This window comes from Kitasatospora sp. NPDC001175 (assembly GCF_053598215.1).
In genome coordinates this window covers 1-17858 of sequence record NZ_JBSFJU010000070.1, presented here as the reverse complement: position 1 = coordinate 17858, position 17858 = coordinate 1, and the positions used below count along the sequence as shown (strand labels likewise).

Sequence of the window (17858 nt, the reverse complement as noted above, 5' to 3'; positions counted from 1 at the left end):
GCGGCGTTTCCCGGCTCGGAGAAGAGGCCGACGCGGGTACGTCCCCGACCGGGAGAGGACCGTGCGGGCCTGCGTCCGGCAAGCCGAGATCCTGCCGCGGCGGTGTACACCGCAGTACGTCGACGAGTTCCCCGGCGGATCTCCGCCCGTTTCGCGGCCGCGTTCGCTCCACGATCGGCAACTGCCGGCCACCATGCGGAAGTTCTACGGCTTTCCGGCCGCTACCGGGCCGTGGTGATGGCCGCGGCCACGTCGTCGTTCCCGTGTCCGAGGGAGATCGCCTCGTTCCAGCGCTTCGACAGCGCCTCGGTGAGCGGTAGTTCGATCCCGTGGCGGTCGGCGGCATCGAGTGCGAGGGCGGCGTCCTTGCAAGCGTGGTGCAGCGGGAAGCCAGGGGTGAAGTCGCGCTTGACCATGGCGCGGCCCTTGGCCGTCGCGTAGGCGGAACCCAGCTGGCTCTCGGCGAGCGTGTCGAGGAGGAGGCCGGGGTCCAGGCCCAGGGACGTGGCGAGACCGATCGTCTCGGCCATTCCCTCCGCCAGGACGGCCAGCCAGTTGTTGAGTACGAGCTTGAGCCGGCTACCGTCGCCGGGGCGGTCCAGCCACAGGGTCCGGTGGCCGAGGGCGTCGAGCAGCGGTCGCAGGCGCGGTCGCAGGGCCGGGTTCCCAGAGGCGAGGATGAGCAGTTCCCCTCGCTCGGCGGGTTCCGAACTGCCGGAGACGGGAGCGTCCACGAAGCCGACGCGCTTGTCGGCGAGCTCGGCCAGGCGCTGCGTCGCTGCGACGCCGACCGTGCTCATCTGGATCCACACCGCGTCCGGGGACAAGGCGGCCAGGGCGCCTTCGGGGCCCGTCATCGCGGCTTCCACCGCGGCGCCGTCGGTGAGCATGGTGATCAGGAACTCGACGTCCGAAGCCGCCTCGCTCGGAGCGGACGCGACGCTCGCACCCTGGGCGGCGAGTGCTTCGGCCTTCTCCTTTGTCCGGTTCCACACCGTCACGTCGAAGCCGGCGTGCAGCAGGTTCCGCGCGATGGGGGCTCCCATGACGCCGATGTCGAGGACGGCGACTCCTGTCCTTCCGGTCTTGGCTTGATCGGTCATCACACGCTCTCCGGGGTCGGGCCGGTGACCTGCGTGGCCGCGGCCGTGATGGAGTCGATGTCCTTCAGGTCGGCCTCGTCGAGCGTGATGTCCGCCGCCGCGAGGCTGTCGTCGACGTGGTGGGCGCGCCGGGCGCCGACGATGGCCGCGTGCACTCCGGGACGGGCCAGGGCCCAGGCGATGGCAAGCTGACTGATCGTCATCTCGTGCGAGGTGGCGAACTCCTGGAGCTCACGGACGACCGCGAGGTTGCGACGGAAGCTCTCGCCGTGGAAGACGCCGCTCCTGGCACGCCAGTCGTCGGCGGGGAAGACGGTGTCCTCGCCGAGGGTGCCGGTGAGCAGGCCGTGCGCGAGCGGGCCGTAGACCAGCACACCGATGTCGTGCTGCCGGGTGTAGGGCAGGACCGAGTCCTCGATCTCGCGGCGGAAGAGTGGTACGGCGGTTGCAGCGTCTCCACCGGCAGGGTCCGGGAGAACTCGGCCATCTGCTCGGCGTCGTAGTTGGACACCCCGACGTGGCGGATCTTGCCGGCCTCGATCAGTTCCTTCAGTGCGCCGGCGGTCTCGGCGAACGGCACCTTCGGGTCGGGCCAGTGGACCTGGTAGATGTCGATGTGGTCGACGCCGAGCGCGGTCAGGCTGGCGTCCACGCCCTCGCGCAGCGCCCGGGGGCCGGCGTCACGGGCGACACCGGTGTCGGTCCTGCGCAGGCCGCCCTTGGTGGCGATCACCAACTCGTCGCGGCGGCTGCGTAGTTCGCCGCGCAGGAACTCGCCCAGGAGGCGCTCCGACGCGCCGAAACCGTAGGCCTGGGCGGTGTCGAAGAAGTTGACCCCGAGGTCGAGTGCCCGGCGGACGGCGGCCTTGGCCTCGTCCTCGGCGAAGCCGCCCCAGTCGCCGCCCAACTGCCAGGTGCCGAAGGCGATGCGGGAGACCTCAAGTCCGGTCATTCCCAGTGTGGTGGTACGCATGGTCATTCTCCGCACGGAATTGTTCGTTTCCTGCTTTCCGGGTGGGCGAGGAGATCCGGGCGACTCCTCCCTCGTGAGGGAAGTGCTGGACGAACCCGCTCACGGGCCCCTGTTCCGATTGTGTGTCCGATGCCGAAGACGGCAGCGGCGCCACCCGCGGCATGCCGAGGCCGCGGCGGCGCGTGAGCACGCCGACGGCGGCGAGCAGGGCCAGCACAAGGGTGGTGAACCACGTCGTCGCGGTCGTCACGGTCATGGAGCGGCTGGCGACGCCGAGGCCGACGGGCAGCAGGGCCAGGCCGAGGTAGGAGGCGAGGAACAGGCCGGCGAGAGCTGCGCCGCGCCGGGCCGGGGCAGCCGTGGCGGCCACGTGGCCGACGGCGGACTTGAACAGCACTCCGGCACCCGCACCGGCGGTGACTCCGGCGAGCAGGAACACCGGCAGGCTGGCGGTGCGCATGCCGGCCGCGACGGCGGCCATACCGGCGGCCAGCACGAGCAGCCCGGCCGTCCACCGCGCCCCGTCGCCGAGGCGACCGGTGAGCACCTGGGCCGCCGCGGCCGCGCCGAACACGGCGAACACGACCAGCCCGGCCAGCGCACGGGACGGGTGATGCAACGTCCCGCCGACGAACCCGGGAACCAACGAGGTGAACAGTCCGAACACGGCCATGGATGTGAAGCCGGCCGCGGCCGCGGCGAGATATCCGCGGTCGCCGAACCCGGTGCCGACCCGCTGGGGACGGTACACCGGCCGGACCGCCGGCATCCGGACGGTCTCGGGCGTCACGGCGACGGCGGCGATGCCGGTGAGCAGCAGCACCCCGAAGACCGCGTACGGCAGGCGCAGCGGCGCGTCCACGCACTGGGCGAGCACTCCGGCGGCGAGCGGGCCGAGGCCCAGTCCGCCGATGTTGGCAGCGGTCGACACGATCTCGAACCGTCGCGCGGAGGTGCCGGGCCGGTGGGCGCGGTGCAGTTCCTGCAGATACGCGGTGGCGGTCGCCGTCAGCATGCCGACGCCGAGACCGGTGATCAACCGGGCGACGATCAGCACCGGCAGCGACGGCACTGCCAGGAACAGCGCGGCAGCGAGCACTTCCAGCGCCAGTGCGGCGGTCATGGCCTTCTTGCGGCCGAGCCAGTCGGAGACGTGCCCGGCGAGCAGCAGGCTCGTGAGCACGCCCACGGCGTAGACGGCGAACACGACGGTGACGGTGAACGTGGAGAAGCCGACGACTGCACGAGCCTGCTCGGCCGCCCTGCGGGCAGCATCGGTGTGATGCAGAGCCTGCACGCCGGTCTCGGCCAGGCACTGGCCGACTTCCACCGCGAGCACCCCGGGGTGACGGTCCGACTGCGCCAGGCACCGGGTGGTGACGTACCGCAGACCCTGCGCGACGGCATCCTGGACCTGGCCGTCGTCGCACTCGACACCCCGCACCTGCGGGGACTGACCACCCGGCTCCTGACGAAGGAGGAGATGGTCCTGGTGACCGCGCCGACGACGGGTTCCCCGCCGTCCGGGCAGCCGGTGACCCTCGCCGAGACCGCCCGCCTGCCGCTGGTGGACTTCCCCCGGGGCTGGGCGATCCGGCACGAGGTCGACAAGGCCTTCCGCTCAGCCTCCCTGGAACGCGCCACCACCTTCGAGGTGAACGACGTGCTGACGGCCGTCGACCTGGTCCGGCACGGCTTGGGCGTGTGCATCATGCCGCAGTCGCTCGCGGCACGGTTCCCCGAACTGCCGGTACGCCCCTTCACCGCGCACGCACCCGCGTGGACGGTCAGAGTCGTCCACCCGCGCGGAGACCTGCCCCCGGCGGTCGCCGCGCTCCTGCGGCGCATCAGGGTCAACGATCCGGCCAGACGGCGTGAACCCGCACCACGGCGTTCGTAGCGTCACAGCCGTCTTGAGCTCCCGTGTCCGAACCCGGCGCCGGCCGGGGCTTCGCAGACAAGCCCCCGACGCTTGCCGGATCCTGTCACCGACATGCGGATCGAAGTCGTGGGCTACGGGCGAACGGCGATAAAATTACCCGAATCGGTGGCCTGGCTTCCGGGCCCAGGCTGCCGCCCGACCTGTGTGACGCGGGAGAGCGACACGGTGGCGAGGTCTCCTGAGGAACGCGGAGTCCCGCACAGTGCTGGTGTGCGGGCCAAGTTGCTGCCCGTGCTGCCTGCTCTGCTGCTGTTCATCGGCCTGCTCATCGGCCTCTTCACACCCCGCGATGTCAGGCCGGATGCCTTCCTCGCCACGGCCATGATCGCCGCCGCCGCGCTGCTGCCCCTGTGGGGGACGGTGCTCACCGGAGTGGGCGCGTGCGCCATCTTCGTCGGCCTGATGGTGGACTTCGACGCGCTGCGGGATGCGACCGCCTACTCTGAGCTGGCCACCCTCGCGGCGATCGCGGCATTCGCCGTCTTCCTCAACCGCCTGCTGGGCCGACGCGCCCATCAGCTGGTTCAGGTCCGCTCGGTGGCCGAGGCCGCCCAGCTGGCGGTGCTGCACCCGGTACCACGCCACCTCGGGCACGTCACGCTCGAGAGCCTCTACCTGGCCGCCGCGGCGGAGGCCCGGATCGGCGGCGACCTGTACGAGGCGATACGCACCCCGCACGGCGTCCGGCTGCTCATCGGCGACGTACGCGGCAAGGGCCTGCTCGCGGTGCAGACGGCCGCGGCGCTACTCAGCGCCTTCCGCGAGGCCGCCCACGACGCGCCCGACCTGCCCCACCTCGCGCGCCGCCTGGAGACGAGCATGAGCCGCCACGCCTCCCAGTACCCGGGGGTCCCGGGCTCGGAGATCGCCGAACGTTTCATCACCGTGCTCCTCGCCGAGATCCCGGACGACGAACCGGTCGTCCGGACCGTCACCTGTGGCCACCCGCCCCCGCTGCTGCTGCACCGCGGCGGGGTCCGGAAGCTGCAGCCCGCCGCTCCCTCGCCGCCGCTCAACCTGGGCATGCTGGTGAGCGACGGGTACCACGTCGACCTCGCCCCCTTCCACCCCGGAGACCAGCTCCTCCTGTACACCGACGGGGTCACCGAGACCCGCGACCGCTCCGGCGCCTTCTACCCCCTCGCCGAGCGCATCCGCTCGTGGAGCGGTGATGCGCCCCACCAGCTCCTCGAGCACCTCCACCGCGACCTGGTCGCCTACAGCGGCGGCGAGCTCGACGACGACATCGCCGCCCTCGTCGCCCGGCGGCGCCCGAGCCGCTGAGCCTGACGGTGTCCGCCTGACGGTGTCCGACCGCAGGGTGGAACCTCATCCACGGCCGAGAAGTCGAAGCGGGCCGACACCGCGGTCACGGACCCACTGCGACGCCGTAGGGGCTGGTGCCGACCGCTACGGTTGCGGCAACCCTGAGGTTCTTGGGATCGATGACCGCAAGGGTGCCCGCTCCCTGGTTCGTGACGTAGACCGCGCCCGAGGTGACCGCCAGGTTGAACGGGTCGGTGCCCGGAGGGCCCACGGCAACGGTCGCCGAGACGCGGTGGCTACGGGTGTCGATCACGGATACGTTGCCCGGGCCGAGTTCGGCGACATAGGCCCTTGAACCATCAGGTGCCAGCGCCACGTCGAAGGGGCCTTCGCCGACCGGGACCGTGACGGCGACCGTCCGCGTGCGGATTCCCACGGCGGAGACGGTCGCCGCCGTCTCGTTGGCCACGTAGGCCGATTCGCCGTCCGGGGTGACGGCGACGCTCACCGGAGAGCGGCCGGCGGGCAGGCTCCCGACGACGCGCCGGGTACGGGTATCGAGGACTGACACACTGTGCGACCCGGCGTTGGCGACGTAGGCCGTGGCACCGTCGCGACTGACGGCGACGCTCACCGGGGAGACGTCGACCGGGACCGTCGCGGTCACCCGGTTGGTTCGGGTGTCGAGCACCGAGATATTGTTTGAACCGCCGTTGGCGACATAGAGGCAGGTGCCGTCGGGGCTCAGCCGGACGCCGGTGGGGCCGTGCCCGACCGGCACGGTGGTGGTGATCTTGTTGGTGCGGGTGTCGAGCACCGAGACCATGGCCGATCCGTTGTCTGCGATGTACGCGTACCTGCCGTCGGGGGTGATCGCAATGCCTTCAGGCGCGTTGCCGGCCGGGACGGTCGCGACGACCTTGTTGGTACCGGCGTCGATCACCGAGACCGTGTTGTCGAGCTGATTGGTGACGTACACGTGGCCTGTGACACCCGCGAGTGGAGCGGCGGAGGGCGACGGGGACGACGCCGGGATGAGGCGCGCGGCGAGGAGGCCACCGGCCAGCAGGAGCCCGATGGCGGCCGCCGGCTCCGGCCGGACCGCTATCCCGCCCAAGCCGCGGCCGGTGTGGATTCGGAAACGCATCTCGCCTCCTGGGCACTTCGTGGAACTTCGGTTTGCGACCCGGACCGTCTCCCGCACAGCCGGTCCGGAAGCAGCGGTCAGGTCAACAGCCCACGGGCGAAGTAGTCCTGGTTGTCGCGCACTCCCGGAAGAGCGAAGAAGTAACCTCCGCCGCGCGGACTGATGTACGGCACGAGCGCCTCGGCTTCCAGCCGGGTCTGCATGGCGATATAGGTGTTGAGTTCGCGCTGGAAGCAGCAGAACAGGTGCCCGAGGTCCGGACGGCCCTCCACGCTGGGACTGCGCTCGTAGTCGTAGCTGCGACGCAGGATGGAGCTGGTCGACGCGGTCTGAGGAGTCTGCGGGTTGGCGAGCCGGACATGGCAGTTCAGCGGGGTGATCAGTCCCTGCGGGTCGTTGGTGTAGATGGGATCGAACGTGTCCGGCGCGTCGTCCGAGAGGGCGTACAGCGGAGCGCCGCTGATCTTCCGACGGCCGAAGATCCGTTCCTGTTGGGCGACCGGCACCTTCTGCCATGCCTCTAGGAAGAAGTGGACGGTGCGCAGTACCTGGTACGTCCCGCCCGCCGTCCAGGCTGGCTCGTCGGTGTTGGGCTGCACCCAGACCACCTTGTCCATCTGGGATGTACTGGTGGTGTCGGGGTTGGTGATGCCGTCCTTGAACCCGAACCAGTCACGCGGAATCCCGGTCGGGCGAGGCGGATTGCGCTGGCAGTGGAAGCTCCACCGCTGCTTCAGCACGCCCTTGGTGTGGCTCAGGATGTCGAGCATCGTGTGCACGGTGCTGTCACGGTGACCGGAACACACCTGTAGCAACAGGTCGCCGTGGCACAGTTCGGGGTCCAGGTCGTCGTGGAGGAACGGCACCATCGTCTTGAGCTGGACGGGCTTGCGTGCGTGCAGTCCGTAGCGCGTGTCGAACAGGCTCGCGCCGACGGCAACGGTGATGGTGAGATCGTCCCGCACGACTCCGGGACCCAGGATCCCGTTGTCCGCGGGCGGAGCGTCCGCGGACGCATTCGGATCCGTGCGCCCCGAGGTCAGCAATCGGGCCCGGGAGGTCAACGCGCGGAAGAGCTCGATGAGTTCTGCACGGTTCGCGGCTGTCACGTCGAAGGACGCGAACGCTCCAACGGTCTGGGGCGGGGTGGCGATGCCTGCCTGGTGGTAGCCGTGAAACGGAATCAGGGTCCCGGTCGTCCGGTCGCCGTCTTCTCCCCGGGCGAGGGCTTCCCGGTCGCCCAGCAGGCTCCCGCCGGCCACCCCGACCAGGCCGGCGGCCGCGCCCTGAAGCATCGACCGTCGCGCGAGGAGACCCGCCGGGCACCCTCCGCCATGCCACCAGTCCGCCGGGGCTGAGCCTCTCCCGTCACCCATTTCTCCCTCTCGGATCGAGCACGGTGGTGTGCGTCTGCGGCCTGGGCGGATACCCCGCCTGACCGACCTGGCTGTGATGACCGGTGGGGGTCGCCCTCGTCGGTACTCGGACGGTGACCGGCCGCATTCCGGATGTCCGGAGTGCCGGGGACTCGTCCGGAGCACGGGTTCCACCGACAGTGGCATGCGACCACGGTCAGCGCTCACCCGCATCCCGGGCGTGCCATTCGGTCGCGGCGGCCGTCTACCCGTCCGAGGAGCCCGGGGCGGCCTGACACCGGTCCGGATTTCACTCGGACAGACGCCCTGGACGGCGACCACCCGTCGGGACGACCAGACTCCTTGCGGGCTCTGTCGTCGGCTGTCCACCAGTCCGAGACCGGTCGATGGTGACGCAGGACCGGCGCGATGACAGGTTGGGGATTCCGCCCGGGCCCGCAAGACGGCCACGGTTGGCGGGTTGTCCGAGGAGCCGCGCCGTCGTCCGCGGGCCCAGCGATCTTCCACCCCGGTTCAGGAGGGCACATTGCGTGCGAGACACAGCTTGGTCCTGATATTCGTGGCCGCGAGTGTCCTGACGTCGACCATCGGCAGCTCGCCAACCTCGACGCAAGAGGCGGAAGCGGGGCTGGTACAGGGGTCGGGCCCCCACGTCGGTACGGTCCCCGGCTCCTCGCCGACGCAGAAGGCGGTTCCCTCCGCCGAGCCGGCGCGAGGCACGTTGCTCCAGGCCCCGGCACTGCCCGGAGCACAGCCGATCTCGGGCAACGACCGGGTGTACACCGCCGATCAGAGCTCCAACACGGTCAGCGTCATCAATCCCGCGACGAACACGGTGCTGGGCACCATCGCCTTCGGCAAGCCGCGGATGGACCCCAGCGCGGACGTGCTGGGAGCGATGTACGACGGCGAGATCGACGTGCACGGCCTGGGCTTCTCCCGGGACGGCAAGTGGCTCGACGTCATCGACGTCACCACCAACGCCGTGCACGTCATCGACACCGCCACCAACCAGGTAGTGCGCACCGTCTACCTGGGTCGCGCGCCGCACGAGGGATTCTTCTCGCCCGACGGCACCCGGCTGTGGGTGGCCGTGCGCGGCCAGGACTACATCTCGGTGGTCGACTGGCAGGCCGGCAAGGAAGTCGACCGGATCCACACCGAGGACGCGCCGTCGAAGGTGGTCTTCAGCCCGGACGGCAGACTCGCCTACGTCAACCACCTGCGCGTCCAAGTGCTCGACGTGATCGACGTGGCCTCCCACCGGATCGTCAGGCGCGTACCGATCCCCGCGGAGGCCGGGGGCTCCTCCGACGAGGCGATCTCCCCCGATGGCAGGGAGATCTGGCTGGGCATGCCCACCAACGGCCGGACCACCGCCGTACTCAACGCCGGCACCTACCGGGTGGAGGCCGTGCTGCGCACCGGGCCGCGCACCAACCACCCCAACTTCGTCACGGTCGGCGGGGCCGACTACGCGCTCCAGACCGTGGGCGGGCTGAACGAGACCCTGGTCTACCGCCGGTCGCACGACGGGACGCCGCCGACACTGGTGAAGACCATCCACAACAACGGCCACGGACCCCATGGCATCTGGCCGAGCCCCGACAACACCAGGGTCTACGTCGCCCTGCAGAACTCCGACGCGGTCGACGTCATCGACACCAGAACCATGTCCGTCACCACGACCATGCCCATCGGCCAGTCGCCGATGGCCCTGGTGTACGTGGCACGCAACGCTCCGGCCACCACGACGCAGAACCTGGGCCGGCAGGGCCTGGGCATGCGTACGCAGAACCTGCCCCTGCAGGTCCCCGGCACCTCTGCCAAGGGAACGGCACTGATCCGGGCGCTACCCGGCATCGACGAAGTCGACATCAGGGCGACGGGGCTGGCGCCCAACCAGCTGTTCACCGCCTACGCCGGCAACGGCACCAGCACGACGGCGCTGATGTCCATGACGAGCAACCAGTTCGGCGACATCGACGAAGGGCTGTCCTACTCGTACTTCTTCGCCAACCACTACGGCTCCGTCGTCCTCAAGCCGGGCGCTCCGCGTTGAGAGTGTGCCTGCAGGATCGTGCGAGGGGCGGTCGCGCTGGGCCTCGCTGACTCGCCACCGCCAGTCGATCGAGGTGACCGGGCCGTTGCGCGGAGGGCTTGACTCGGTCCACCCGGAGGTGGATCCTCGGCGATTCACCATCGCATCGTGGCTAGCAGGGGGTGGGAGACAGCCAGCAGTAGCAGTCCCAGGGAGGCGGCGGAGAAGGGGACGATACGGCGGGGGGCTGATCGCGGTGAATGCCGGCGCACCACGGTTGCGGCTCCGCCGGGTCCATGGCGGCCGGTGTCCGCCGTGGTGTCGACCAGGACCACGTCGTTCTCGGTGAGAGCCTTAGCAATTTGTAGCCTTTTCATTCGGGTGGCGAAGAGGTGGAAGGCTCCGTACTGTCGGAATGGCGGGGAATATTCAGGCCCCGCGAGGCTGATGTTTCATTCCGCTGCCTCAGGCGCGCAATGGCCTGCCTGAGGGCCCTCAAGTAACCCGTGGAGTGCCTGTGCGCGCTGTGGTGCGACTCTTATCGGCGGCAGTTTCCTCCGTGTTGTTCCTCCTGTTTTCTCCGCTGCCTGCAGTGGCAGTGGGGCCAGATGCCATCCAGGTCTCGCTTGCGCCGTCGAGGGCCTCCGCATCAGTGCCGGCAGCTGCGACTCTGACCGTGCGCGCCAGGCGGTGTTCGACGGTCATGTCGCTCGGCGTCGCAGTCCGCGACGAGCGGGGGACCAACTTGGACTTCCCGGGGGCGGCGCACCAGGTGCGCATCTGCCCATCCGGGCTGACGGTCACCACTGGAAAGCGCGCATTCGAAGCGGGAAGCTATATCGAGTTCGGGTACTACCAAGACCGGACGGGCTATCATGAGCTCGGCGCCCGAATGCTGACGATTACACCGCCAACGCAAGAGGTTGGCCATTCCCCGGCCGCCGGGAAAAACCTCGTGTTCAACGAGGATTTCGGCTCGGCCATTGCATGGGGAGATCGCTGGCAGGGCAGGCGGACGAGTGCCTACCGGTATGGCAGTCACAATCCGGATGACGCCAAGCTTGATTGGCTTGCCTCCTCGGCCGTGACCGTGTCCGGTGGCACCGCGACGTTCACCGCCCGCCGCAGCCAGCGTGACCTGGAAAACGGACGGCGCGCCTGGGACACGGGCATGCTCACCACCGAGGGAACCGCGCAGGGCTTCCAGGCGAGGACCGGCGACTACATGGAGACCCGCGTGAAGCTCCCCACGCAGCAGGGAGCGTGGCCCGCGCTGTGGACCTGGAAGGACGGCAACGGCGAGGTCGACACCTTCGAATATCACCCGGACCACGCCAGTCTGCTGGAGCTGACCAACCACGTTCGTCCGGCCGGCTACTACTACACCAACGCACATGCGATCGCCCCTGGCAGGTGGGTGACGATCGGAGTGCACTACGGTGCCACCTGCAACGACTGGTACGTCAACGGGGCCAAGGTGTTCTCCGACCACACCGGCGTGGGCGACGACTGGTCCGCCTACTTGATCCTCAACCTGTCGGTCGACGCCGGCGAGTACCATGCCGCCCCGCGTGACCGGGAGCCGATCGCGTTCTCGGCAGCGTATGTGCGCGTGTGGCGCTGATGGCGTGGTAGCCGGTTCGCGCCCACGGCCTGACTGGCGCTGGACGACAGATCCAGCCCTCCGGCAACGAGCCGGTCGAGTTGATGCGAACCGTCACCGCGCTCGTCCGTGAACCAGCAGGCCGGACGATCGACTTCGTGATGGCATCGGCACCGGTGTCCGACTGCCCAACTGCCCAACCATGGACGATCAGCTTTCTCCCTGGTCGGCGGGGCGCCGACCACAGCGGTCGGCGCCCCGCCGCGCTTCACCCAGAGCTCACTTCGACGGAGAGGTTTGAGAAACAGGCGTTCAGCTATCGGCCCGACCTGCGGTCTGGCGATCCGTCAGTGGTGATCCGTCAGTTCTGCCAGGGCCGGGGGAGTGTCCATCCAGACTTTGAGTCGCGCCTGCTTGTTGTTGTCCGGTACGCCGGCAGCGGCGGCGGCCTCCCGCAGGTCCACCGCGCACAGTGCCTCGGTGGCGGCGGTTCGCAGGTCTCGGATGTACTCGCGGTTCGTCTGCACGTCCTCGGGAGTGCCGAACAGGGCCATGTGACCGGATACGACGGTCTCGAAGTCGTATTCCAGCATCTGGTCCATGGCGGCGAAGTACGCGGGCACACGGGCGGAGAAGAGCAGCCGGAAGAACGGCGCGTTCTTGACCGTGAAGCTGTCGATCGCCGTCAGGACCTTCTGTTCCGGGAGGTGGATGAAGAGATTGCCCGGCTGATGCCAGTCGCCCGTGTACTCGAGGACGAACCGCTCGCCGTCGATGCTCAGTTCGCTTCTCGTCCCCGTGAAGGTTTCGTTGGGCAGTGGACGATCGTCGTCGTGCGCCTCCTTGATGAACCGGGCGGTGAGCTCATGCGAGATGATCTTCAGGTCGTCGCGCGCCAGCAGGTGGGCGGAGCCGATGTGGTCGGCGTGCGCGTGGCTGTAGATGAGGTGGGTGATCGGCTTCGGGGCCACCTCCCCGATGCCCGCCAGCAGCGCTTCACCCAGGTCCGGAGGGGCATCCACCACGACGACGCCCTTCTTGGTCACCAGGAATACGGTGTTGACCATCCCGCTGGTGATTCCGTAGGCGCCGCCGCCCAACTCCGTGACGTGATAGCCGGATTCGGGGATCTCCGGGCCCAGGGCGAAATCGGGTACGGGTGCGAACTCTGCCATTGACGTCTCCTTTGTCGTCCGGTCGGTCGCTGGTCGCCGGTCGCCGTCGCGGAGACCAGGCCCGGCTGCCGTCCTGTGGGGGCGACCAATGCCGTTGCTTGAGCTTCTAAATCAATTTGGGGAGGAGCTTGACGATCTTGGGTGGGATGCGTCTGGTCGGTTGACGTTTCCAGCCCTTGGGCGGGTCGGCGTACTTGAGTTTCAGGCGTTTGACGAGGCGGTCTGCCTCGCGGTCGCGGCGCGGACCGATGTCGAGTCGCCATGAGCCCGACACGCTTGACGGGCGTTACCGGGCGCAGGAACACGTATCCAATATGGGGTATTTGATACGTTCTGATCCATGCTGACGATGGCGGACGTGATGGCGAGACTCGCCGTTGGATTCTCAGGCACCGCCCGGACGGGTGCTGAGCGATGTGTGGGGGGAAGCCTTGGGCCGGTCGATGCTCCGGCATGCCGTTCTGACGCGCCCCGGGTGTTGGGTCCCGGCCGTCCGGTCGCGAGCGGACACATCTTCACCCGCGGACGGCTCCGCCTGCCACGCGCGGTCTGTGCTGCGGTCGTTGCCCTCGCGTTCGCGTTGGCCTGGGTCGTGACCGGTCCGTCCGACGCCGCCCGGGCCGCGACCGCGTGTACGGCGAGCCTGTGCGTCCTCAACCCGAGTGCTGCGGACGCCCTCTACGTCCACCCCGGCAGCGTCCAGGTCACCGGCAGCATCCTGGTCAACTCGACGAACAGTCAGGCCGCGCTCGTAAGTGGGAGCACCTCGGTCATCGCGAACGGGGGTACCATCGGCGGCCCGGCGGCACCGGCCGGCTTCGCCACGTCGAGCGGCGGCGCGTACAGCCCGGCCCCGACCAACCAGCCCGCCGGCACCGACCCCTACGCCTCCTTGGCCCAGTGCCCGGCCGCGTCGGCTTGTCCTTCGACGCCGACCCCGCCGTATCCCTCGGTCAACCACGTCACGGGGAACCAGACGATCAATCCGGGGGTGTACTCCAGCATTTCGTCCGTGACCGGCACGCTCACACTCAATCCCGGCACGTACGTCATCACCGGCACCACCGGCATGACGATTTCCGGTGGGAAGGTGAACGGCACCGGGGTGACGATCTACCTCGCCTGTCCTTCCTATCCGACGGCGTGCGCGGCGGGCACCAGTGGTGCGGCCTTCACCGACCAGAGTGGTGGCAAGACCACTCTCAGCGCACCGACCACGGGGGCCTTCGCCGGTTTCTCGGTCATCGCCGACCGCAACAACACCGCGGGGGTCGCGGTCACGGGAAACGGCACCTCGATCACCGGCGGCGGCACGATCTACACCGCCTCGGGGAAACTGACGGCCGCATCCGGGGGCAAGGCCAGCTTCACCCGCGCGGTCGTGGACAGCGTCGAGACCAATGACAGCAACAGCTCCCAGATCACCGTCATCCCGACCACGGGAACGCTGTCGATCAGCGTGCCGGCCACCGCGGGCCTGGGCACCGCGGCGCCCGGCGGCACCCTCAGCGCGGCCCTCGGCACGGTGACCGTCTCGGACCAGCGAGGACTGGCTACCAGCACCTGGACGGCGACGGTGTCCGCCACCAACTTCACCACCGGCGGCGCCACGCCCGCCGAGACGATCACCACCTCGAACGCCTCCTACTGGTCCGGACCCGCGACGAACACGAACGGAATTGTGACGGCCACACCGGGTCAGAGCAGCGCCTCGGCCGCACAGGCGCTCAGCAGCCCGAGAACCGCCTTCACCGCCAGCGGCAACGGGAACAACTCCACGAGCTGGAGCCCCACCGTGGTGATCACGATCCCCGCCCCCGCGGTTCACGGCGCCTACACGGGCACCGTGACCCACTCCGTCGCCTGAGGTCGCGGTCCCCTGCCGGTGAACGCATCCGGATGCGGGTGGGTTTCAGCTCACCCGCCTGCGGCGAACCATCCCGTAGCCACTGACGACCAGGAGGACGACGGCTGACACGCCCACGGTGAGGCCCGGCACCATCGAAGCGGAGTCCGCCACGGTCGGTTTGACCGGCGCGGCGGCTTGGGGGCCGCCGGGGAAGGTCATGGTGGCCGTGACGGTGTGCTGGATGAGACCGCTGGCCAGTGTGAGGCGGACCTTCCAGGGGCCGTTGGGAAGCCGCCCGTCCAGGGGGACGGTGACAGGCTCGGCCTCGCCGACGCCGAGCGTGGTGCCGAGGTTCGCCGTGAAGGGACCTGCGCTGAGAGATCCCGGCCCGTCGGTCATCGACATGGTTCCGGTCAGGTCGAGGGCACGCTTGCCGGTGTTGTGGACCTTGGCCACCACCCTCGGGGTGCCGTCGGAAGCACGCGCGGGAGTCAGCTCCTCGATCTGGAAGTCGGACGGCGGGTCACCACCGGGACCGACATCGAGGTAGATCCGGACTCCCACGCGGTTGACCAAGCGGATGTTCGCAGCCGGGCCGGCAGCGCCCGCGATCTGCGCCCAGAGGACTGCGTACCGTTCGCCGGCGGACGCCTTCGGTGGCACCCGGACGCTGACCCGGACCACGGCCGTGCCGTGCGCCGGGACGTCGCGGACGGCGGCGGACGGCGGCGTGGACGACCGGGTGGCCCCTTCCGTCCGGGGTGTGCCGCAGTCCGTCGCCCTGCTGGACACATCCGAGTCCGAGATGCAGTCGTCCACCGAAACCCAAGTCGTGAGCTCGTTCGGGGTGCGGTCCGCATCCATGGTGAAGGTACCGCCGTTGACCACGGCGGAGCCCGCGTAGAGGTCGACGCGCTGGTCGACGTCGGAGGTGTTCGTCACCTGCAGCCGGCGGTGGATGACGTCGCCGGGCGCGAGGTGGTCCACGATGTACATGTGTGCGCGCGGGTCGGGTTCACGGTCCCGGGGCGCGTCGAGGAGCTTGAGGCCGATGCTGCCCTCGGAGGGCGGCGTCTCGCCCTGAGCGCCGACCGGGGCGGTGCTTGCGCCGTAGGCCAATGCGAGCACCGCCGCTGCCGTGCACAACCGGCGGGCCCGGCTATGCGATCGAATGTGTCACCGTCCCGGTGTAGGTGCCGTTCACCGCGCTGGCGGGGATAGCGATGACGAGCGTGGGGTTCCAGGTCGCGGAGTTGTCGCCGGTGCCCCCGCTGAGGCTGTAGGCGACGCGGCTGGTGTCGAGGGTCTGGGCTTGGCCCGCCGTGGCCTGGCCGGGCGTGAAGGTACCCAGGCCGGTCGTGGCGCTCGCGGTTCCCGACCAGTAGGAGACCGCGCTGGTCGGGACCGTCTCCGCGGTCGTGCCACCGCCGGTCTTGAAGCTGGTGGAGGTCACGGACGCGGTCCAGGCGGCCGTGAGCAGAGCTCGGGCGTCGGTGACAGTGACATTGCCCAGCTGTCCGCTGATGCTGTTTCCGGGCGCCCCACCTCCCAGGCTTGCCGAGCCCGGGACGGAGATCGCCAACGAGCCACCCGAGACAGAGAACGTGACCGTCGTGTCACCGGGCGCGGCGCTGGCCACTCCGGCGACGGCGACAACGGTCGCGGCTCCGGCGACCAGGGAATATCGGATACGCATGGGCTCTCCTACGTCGTCAAAGCATGGAACGGCACGATTCGGTGCCAGTCCGATGTGGGCTCATATTCGTATATGGCGATTAACGCCACTCTCCCCGCGATGGAGCGCGAAAACGGAGCCCCAGGGATTGAAGCGGGAATCGAGCGCATGATCAGATGTCCAGAGGATTTACAGAATACAATCATAGGAAAGACGTGATGCTGGATCCCGAGGAAGCAAGTCCAACATTCCGCTCCAATTGGCGTTTCTGACGTCAACTCAGTGGGGATTGTAGGTGTGCAGCGCGATCGCGAAGGCGCTATCGGCATGAGTCGCGTGTCGCGGTATCGGGCGGCTGCGCCATCTCTCCCACCTATAAGCCCGACACCGGTGATGCGTGCCATACCGGTGGTCCGGCTCCCGGGGTGTCCTTCCGAAAGGTGTCTCATGTCCCACCGTCCTGGCCGTCTCAGGCGGCTCTACCGTGCGCTCGTCGTCTTGGCCCTGACGGCCGCTGTCGGCGCGACCGGCACCGTCGCCTTCGGCGCCTGCCCGCACCGTCCCGGATCCCTGCGCCCGTGGGTGAAGTCCTGCCTCCGGCACCGGGGGCCGACGGGGCTCGTCGGATGCCTCGCCGGGGGGAAACACCTCCGAGCGAGGGCGCCACAGCCCCGCCAGACCCCCACCATCAGCGAACTGGCGACACCCACCGCCAACTCGGCCCCGGTCGGCATCACCCCGGGGCCGGACAGCGCCCTGTGGTTCACCGAGAACGCCGCCAACGCGATCGGGCGCGTCACCACGACCGGCACCTTCACCGAGTACTCGGTGCCCACCACCAACGCCGGGCCGGCTGAGATCGTCACCGGGCCGGACGGCGCCCTGTGGTTCACCGAGTCGAACGTCGACAAGATCGGCCGGATCACCACCGGTGGCACGTTCACCGAGTACGCGCTCCCGACCTCCGGCGCCTACCCGTGGGGCATCACCGTCGGATCGGACGGCAACCTCTGGTTCGCGGAGGCGGGTGGCAACAACATCGGCCAGATCACCACCGGCGGCACGGTCACCGAGTTCGCGCTCCCGACCTCCGGCGCCTACCCGCTGAGCATCACCGCAGGGCCGGACGGCAACCTGTGGTTCACCGAACTACTGACCGGAAGCATCGGCCAGATCACCACCGGCGGCACGATCACCGAGTTCGCGGTCCCCTCGCTGAACTCGCTGCCCGTCGGCATCACCGCCGGGCCCGACGGCAACCTGTGGTTCACCGACGCCGGAGCAACGCAGATCGGACAGGTCACCACGGCGGGTTCGTTCACCGCCTACAACCTCACGGACGCCGTCTTCCCGTTCCCGTGGGGCATCACCACCGGACCGAACGGCAACCTGTGGTTCACCGAGAACGCCAGCAACGACATCGGCCAGATCACGACGTCGGGGACGATCTCCGAGGTGGCGATCCCGACCTCCGGCGCGAGCCCGTTGGAGATCACCACCGGATCCGACGGCAATCTCTGGTTCACCGAGAACTCCGCGAGCCAGATCGGAACGGTAACCCCCTGACAGGGCCGGCGGCGTGAACCCGCACCATGCCGGGTCGGTCCCCGCTCCCGCCAGTCTTGGCGTTTTCGATGGGCGTCACGTCCGCGGCGTGTGATCCGCGCGGCGTCCGGCATTTGGGACCGGGCACCGGCACCGTTAACCC

Annotated in this window: 13 protein-coding genes and 1 pseudogene; 6 read left to right on the top strand and 8 right to left on the bottom strand. The window is 69.2% G+C overall.

What is annotated here, in order from left to right; all coding sequences use genetic code 11:
* Window positions 1-221: 221 nt before the first annotated feature.
* The 3 genes and pseudogenes from ACWDAK_RS33555 to ACWDAK_RS33545 form a co-directional block, all read right to left on the bottom strand.
* A complete protein-coding gene (locus tag ACWDAK_RS33555; RefSeq protein WP_427395630.1) occupies window positions 222-1103 on the bottom strand; it encodes an NAD(P)-dependent oxidoreductase in 882 nt (293 codons plus the stop codon).
* Window positions 1103-2055, bottom strand: a pseudogene (locus tag ACWDAK_RS33550) (aldo/keto reductase). The gene ACWDAK_RS33555 and the pseudogene ACWDAK_RS33550 overlap by 1 nt, the downstream one beginning before the upstream one ends.
* The gene (locus ACWDAK_RS33545) at window positions 2042-3373 is read right to left on the bottom strand and encodes an MFS transporter (RefSeq protein ID WP_344640762.1); all 1332 of its coding nucleotides are present in this window, start codon (window positions 3371-3373) and stop codon (window positions 2042-2044) included. Before ACWDAK_RS33545 ends, ACWDAK_RS33550 begins: the two are co-directional and overlap by 14 nt.
* On the opposite strand from ACWDAK_RS33545, the gene ACWDAK_RS33540 reads away from it, so the two are divergent.
* Both ACWDAK_RS33540 and ACWDAK_RS33535 read left to right on the top strand, forming a co-directional pair.
* Window positions 3359-3976: a LysR substrate-binding domain-containing protein gene (locus ACWDAK_RS33540; RefSeq protein WP_427395631.1), complete on the top strand. Its 618-nt coding sequence runs from the start codon at window positions 3359-3361 to the stop codon at window positions 3974-3976. The genes ACWDAK_RS33545 and ACWDAK_RS33540 overlap by 15 nt on opposite strands.
* A 252-nt stretch (window positions 3977-4228) precedes the next feature.
* Entirely contained in the window at window positions 4229-5302 is a 1074-nt protein-coding gene (locus ACWDAK_RS33535) for a PP2C family protein-serine/threonine phosphatase (RefSeq protein ID WP_344640760.1), read from the top strand.
* Window positions 5303-5387: 85 nt separating this feature from the next.
* Here ACWDAK_RS33535 and ACWDAK_RS33530 read toward each other — a convergent pair whose 3' ends face one another.
* Both ACWDAK_RS33530 and ACWDAK_RS33525 read right to left on the bottom strand, forming a co-directional pair.
* Window positions 5388-6431, bottom strand: a complete 1044-nt coding sequence (locus ACWDAK_RS33530) for a YVTN family beta-propeller repeat protein (RefSeq protein WP_427395632.1) — start codon at window positions 6429-6431, stop codon at window positions 5388-5390.
* Window positions 6432-6508: 77 nt separating this feature from the next.
* Window positions 6509-7726 carry a Dyp-type peroxidase gene (locus ACWDAK_RS33525; RefSeq protein ID WP_344640758.1) on the bottom strand — a complete coding sequence of 406 codons (1218 nt, stop codon included), beginning with the start codon at window positions 7724-7726 and terminating at the stop codon, window positions 6509-6511.
* Window positions 7727-8528: 802 nt separating this feature from the next.
* Between ACWDAK_RS33525 and ACWDAK_RS33520 the strand changes: the two genes are divergently transcribed.
* Both ACWDAK_RS33520 and ACWDAK_RS33515 read left to right on the top strand, forming a co-directional pair.
* Window positions 8529-9869 carry a hypothetical protein gene (locus tag ACWDAK_RS33520; protein ID WP_344640757.1) on the top strand — a complete coding sequence of 447 codons (1341 nt, stop codon included), beginning with the start codon at window positions 8529-8531 and terminating at the stop codon, window positions 9867-9869.
* A gap of 682 nt (window positions 9870-10551) precedes the next feature.
* The gene (locus ACWDAK_RS33515) at window positions 10552-11472 is read left to right on the top strand and encodes a glycoside hydrolase family 16 protein (protein WP_427395633.1); all 921 of its coding nucleotides are present in this window, start codon (window positions 10552-10554) and stop codon (window positions 11470-11472) included.
* A 326-nt stretch (window positions 11473-11798) separates the two neighbouring features.
* Here the strand turns inward: ACWDAK_RS33515 and ACWDAK_RS33510 are convergent, their stop codons facing one another.
* Entirely contained in the window at window positions 11799-12626 is an 828-nt protein-coding gene (locus ACWDAK_RS33510; RefSeq protein ID WP_427395634.1) for an MBL fold metallo-hydrolase, read from the bottom strand.
* 592 nt (window positions 12627-13218) lie between these two features.
* On the opposite strand from ACWDAK_RS33510, the gene ACWDAK_RS33505 reads away from it, so the two are divergent.
* Window positions 13219-14493, top strand: a complete 1275-nt coding sequence (locus ACWDAK_RS33505) for a hypothetical protein (RefSeq protein WP_427395635.1) — start codon at window positions 13219-13221, stop codon at window positions 14491-14493.
* Window positions 14494-14538: 45 nt separating this feature from the next.
* Here ACWDAK_RS33505 and ACWDAK_RS33500 read toward each other — a convergent pair whose 3' ends face one another.
* Window positions 14539-15603: a peptidase gene (locus tag ACWDAK_RS33500; RefSeq protein ID WP_427395636.1), complete on the bottom strand. Its 1065-nt coding sequence runs from the start codon at window positions 15601-15603 to the stop codon at window positions 14539-14541.
* A 31-nt stretch (window positions 15604-15634) separates the two neighbouring features.
* Window positions 15635-16171, bottom strand: coding sequence for a hypothetical protein (locus ACWDAK_RS33495; RefSeq protein ID WP_344640752.1), 537 nt, complete (start codon window positions 16169-16171; stop codon window positions 15635-15637).
* A gap of 426 nt (window positions 16172-16597) precedes the next feature.
* On the opposite strand from ACWDAK_RS33495, the gene ACWDAK_RS33490 reads away from it, so the two are divergent.
* The gene (locus ACWDAK_RS33490) at window positions 16598-17716 is read left to right on the top strand and encodes a Vgb family protein (protein ID WP_344640751.1); all 1119 of its coding nucleotides are present in this window, start codon (window positions 16598-16600) and stop codon (window positions 17714-17716) included.
* Window positions 17717-17858: the final 142 nt, after the last annotated feature.